2 protein-coding genes and 1 pseudogene are annotated in these 3,934 nt (G+C 37.7%); all 3 read left to right on the top strand.

Annotated features, from left to right (window positions below):
• Positions 1-465 precede the first annotated feature (465 nt).
• The 3 genes and pseudogenes from L1D51_RS21885 (at position 466) to L1D51_RS20775 (ending at position 3,887) form a co-directional block, all read left to right on the top strand.
• Positions 466-1,442 (top strand): annotated as a pseudogene (locus L1D51_RS21885) (aldo/keto reductase).
• A gap of 15 nt (positions 1,443-1,457) precedes the next feature.
• Entirely contained in the window at positions 1,458-2,420 is a 963-nt protein-coding gene (locus L1D51_RS20780; RefSeq protein WP_239964733.1) for a metal-dependent hydrolase, read from the top strand.
• 36 nt (positions 2,421-2,456) lie between these two features.
• Positions 2,457-3,887, top strand: a complete 1,431-nt coding sequence (locus L1D51_RS20775) for an MFS transporter (protein WP_239964731.1) — start codon at positions 2,457-2,459, stop codon at positions 3,885-3,887.
• The last annotated feature ends 47 nt before the right edge of the window (positions 3,888-3,934 follow it).

The raw sequence follows: 3,934 nt of genomic DNA, 5'->3' as shown, positions 1-3,934 counted from the left end.
CTGTTTATTATATCTAAATTAAACTTCTTGGTTGTAACTTCATTTGACAGACAAATAAGAACTAACCCACCATCCGTTCCAGGGCTCAGTTAAGGTCCAATAGCAGACCATCGAGCATAACTCGTTTCTGCCCCTTTTTTAGTTAATGTAATGAGTCAGTAGTAGGTAGCGCTAGTTGATTTCCATAGATTTTCTTATAACGAGCCACATTTAAATGATGCCAACTTCCTACTACAGGTAATCATAAGTATATTTTTTAGCAGAATCTAAAATGCATATTTATGCAACTTTACGAAGGCTGTAACTTAACTTCTGTTTTAATATAAGACAGCATCCTTATCAATTAATGACAATTGTTGCATTTATTCAATAATTGTTTTGCGTATATGGAGTTTTCTTTATATCTCAATCAAACAAAATACTAAAAGTTAGCAAAATTTAGTATGAATTTTTAGAGGTGAAGATATGAAATTACGTCAATTAGGTTTTCAAGGGCCAAAGGTTTCAAGTATTGGACTTGGCTGTAACCGAATGTCATTAATACAACCCCGTGATGACAAGCAAAGCATTAAAACCATCCAGGCTTCAATTGACTCAGGAATTAACTTCTTAAATACCGCTGATTTTTATGGTTCAGGTCATAATGAATCACTTATCTCAAAAGCTATTGAAGGTCGTAGAGATGAAGTGTTTATAAGTGTTAAATGTGGTGCCATGTTTGGCCCAAACCAGCGTTTTATCGGCTTAGATGGTCGGCCTGAATCAATCAAAAATTTTGCTTCCTATACATTACAGCGGCTTAATACCGAGGTTATTGATTTGTATCAGCCATGCCGATGTGATCCAGATGTGCCATACGAAGAAACTATTGGCGCTATAAAAGATCTGATTGATGATGGTAAAGTCCGTTATTTAGGAGTATCAGAAGTTGGTAGCGAACTCCTTAAACGAGCTCATGCTGTACACCCAGTCAGTGCATTAGAAGTTGAATACTCTTCTGTATGTCGCTTTATTGAAAAAGATATTTTACCTACAGCAGAGAGTTAGGAGTCTCTGTTGTCCCCTATCGGATTTTAGCCGATGGTATTTTAACTGCCAGCGCTCAAAAACAGACGCTTTCCAAAGGACAAATGATGTATTCACCTCGGCTAGTGGGTGATAACTATGATTACAATATGTCCTTAGCGTACCAATTCACTACTTACGCAACAAAAATAGGTTTGACTCCGGCTCAACTTGCTCTTGTCTGGTTATTACATCAGGGGAAAGACATTGTACCTTTGGTTGGGATGACTACCCCTAAGCATCTTCAAACTAATATCAATGCTGTTGAATTTAAGTTAAACGACCAACAACTTAGCGAACTTAATAATTTAATACCGGTAGACAGTATTAAAGGTGAACGTTACGCGCCTGCACTTATGCCTTTTGTTGCTAACTGATCAAGTAGGTGATCGATGGATTCTATCACTCATGGTCTATTAGCTGCGGGAATAACCGTTACAGTCGCTAAGTTGGCAAAAGCGAATAATGAAGAGATAAAAGCAGCATTATTTGTTGGCGTACTCGCAGGCTTGATTCCTGATTTAGATGTGATTATACGTTCAGCGAGTGATCCGCTTTTGGAAAAAGAGTTTCATCGTCAGTTTTCACACTCTTTGCTTTTTTTACCATTGGGAAGTGCACTGGCAGCATGGGGGGGCTGCTGGTTAATGAACGGTAAACTAACCGTGTCGCGTAGTTACTACTACGCGATGCTAGCCTATCTTAGTCATATTTTACTCGATGCGAATACTTCTTATGGTACACAATTGCTCTGGCCTTTTTCATCTCAGCGATATGCTTGGGATGGAATAGCCATTATCGATCCTGTTGTAACTTGCTTGCTAGGGATTCACCTCTGGCTACGGTTATCAAAAGCAAAAATGTGGGTAGGGCACGCTGTTGCATCGTTAATCATTGCCTACTTTGGGCTGGGAGTTGTATTGCATCACTCGGCAATAAGCTTAATTCGGGCTTACGCTCAAGGTCTTGATCATCAAGTAGAAAGAATACGAGTAATGCCTATGTTACCAAGTCTTATTTCTTGGCGCTCAGTATATAGATACCAAGATAACTACTACGTCAATGGATTAAAAATAACAAAGAATGGATTTGTGCTAGAACCTGGTGGGAAAGTGCCCCGCTTTAAAGTTTCTAAATGGACGGTAGAGCCGCAATTGAGTCCACAGCAACAAATTGATATTAAACGATTTCAAAAATTTTCAGATGATTGGCTTAGTGAGTGGCCGGGTAAACCTCATTATATTGGAGATATTCGTTATTCCAATTATGCAAATAGTGTTATCCCTCTATGGGGGATTGAATTAAGTTCAAGAGGACAGGGGCAGCACGTTAAATTTCGGCGGAATACTCAGTAACACGGGGATACTTAGTTTTAATATTTAGAGGTAATTATGAAAACAATATCTAAGACTAATCGATTGAGTTTGATGATAGTTTTGTCATTCGCTGCTTTTGTCAGTGTAATGAACAGTAGTATGATGAATGTTGCAATCCCTGCAATCATAAAGGACTATGCAATACCAACAAGCTTTGCTAGCTGGGTCATTACTAGCTATGTAACTGTATTTGCGTTAGGTACTGCAATATATGGTAAAGCTCTTGATTTATTCAAGTTAAAACCTATTTTTATTATTGCTATCAGCATTTTTGGAATTGGGTGTTTAATGTGTTCATTTTCTCCATCCTACTGGTTTTTAGTGGTAGGACGTTCAGTCCAAGCTATCGGTTCATCAGCAATTCCTGCACTAGCTTTTGGAGCAGTAGCCAAGTTTTTTCCTCTAGAGCGTCGTGGGATTAGTTTTGGTGTAATTTCTGCGGCAATCGGATTAGGAGGGGCTTGTGGACCAGTGATTGGTGGCATTGTAGTAAGCACTCTAGGTTGGCATAGCTTATTTATTGGTACAACTTGTTTGCTCGCTATCCTAGCTGCTTGCCACCGCCTATTGCCTGATGAAGAAAACACACCATCAGAAAAAGGACGTATTCAAGAACTTGATCTACTAGGAGTATTGCTTTTTGGTACAGCTATAATTTGCATACTACTTTCTATTTCATTTTTGCAATTGGAATCTATTTCTAATTTCTATAGCTTAATAAGTATAAGCTTTGGTTTATTTTTGTTTATCAATCTAGTATCGCATTTAAAGAAAAGTAGCCATCCGTTTATCGATATAAAATTACTCAATAATTCTAAATTTGCTAAAGGTAGTTTTACAGCTTTTGTTGGACAAGCTATTTATCTTGGTGGGCTATTATTCGTATTGCCTCTTGCCATGAGTGATCAATATGGAATTAACGAAGATAAAATTGGATTAATATTAGCGCCAGGCGCATTGGCGGTTGCGTGTATTTCTCCCTTAGCTGGTAAGTTGACTGATAAATATGGACCAGTTGCTATTTTGTTTTCTGGTTTACTTATCTTCATGTTCAGTATGTTTTTTATGAGCATCTACTCATTTAACCATAATCTTTTTAGTATTAGCTTAACCGTTGTCATTGCCGCTATAGGTTTTGCTTTCATTATGTCGGCTTCAGCAGTTATTGCTTCTATATCTACGACAGAAAATAACGGAGGGACTTCTATGGGGGTATATCAACTTATCCTATTTATGGGAGCAGGTATCGGAGCTTGTATTTTTGGTGGCCTAATAGAGTTCCTTCATAGCCACGTAGATGAAAAAGGTTTAGTATTTGGAATATTTTCGATTAATGTTTACCAAATCATATTTGCATTATCATGCTTAATCGTTGCCTGTCCTTTTCTTATTTTAGTAAAGGAACTGAGAGCACCTAAAATCACGGCTGTACTTGATGAGCATTAAGATACAGATGTTAGCATATAAGAAATACAATGACATTATTTAAAAGG

It is taken from the genome of Pseudoalteromonas shioyasakiensis (genome assembly GCF_022398475.1).
Taxonomy (GTDB): domain Bacteria; phylum Pseudomonadota; class Gammaproteobacteria; order Enterobacterales; family Alteromonadaceae; genus Pseudoalteromonas.
The sequence above is the reverse complement of the archived record's forward strand: the minus strand, read 5'-3'. Positions and strand labels throughout refer to the sequence as shown.